This window comes from Neisseria sp. P0021.S005 (assembly GCF_051956955.1).
This window is the reverse complement of sequence record NZ_JBQCWY010000982.1, coordinates 1-439: the sequence shown is the minus strand read 5'-3', so window position 1 is coordinate 439 and position 439 is coordinate 1. Positions and strand designations below refer to the sequence as shown.

The following is a 439-nucleotide window of genomic DNA, read 5'->3' as shown; positions in this document are numbered from 1 at the left end:
CCGTTGGTCGGTGCGGTGACGACGCGGCCGCCGCCGGCGTTTTCTTCATTGACCGCCATGGCGTACACCATCGGCCAAAGTTGGGTATTGACGATTTCGCTCTCGCGCAGGACTTTGAGTTTGGCCGCCAACTGCGGCGCACGGCGGCGCACGTTCAAGCCGCCCGGCAATTGCCCTTCCGCGCCCAAGCCGCGCTTGATACAGTTTTCCATCACATCGGCCACGGCAGCCACACGGCGGCGCACTTCCACCTCATCGCAACCTGCCAACGCTGCTTCATTGGCCAACACGACTTCGGAAATATTCAACTGGTTCAGACGGCATTGTGCCAGCAACTCGTCGCAGTTTTTGTAAGGATATGGCACATCCGAATTTTCCTGCGCTTCTTGTGCAAACCCTTCGTCTGTTACGATAAAACCGCCACCGACCGAATAATAAA

1 protein-coding gene is annotated in these 439 nt (G+C 57.4%); it reads right to left on the bottom strand.

The features are described 5' to 3' along the window. A partial coding sequence (locus ACTHUE_RS20485) for an L-serine ammonia-lyase, iron-sulfur-dependent, subunit alpha (RefSeq protein ID WP_440424328.1) occupies positions 1-439 on the bottom strand: 439 nt, incomplete at both ends.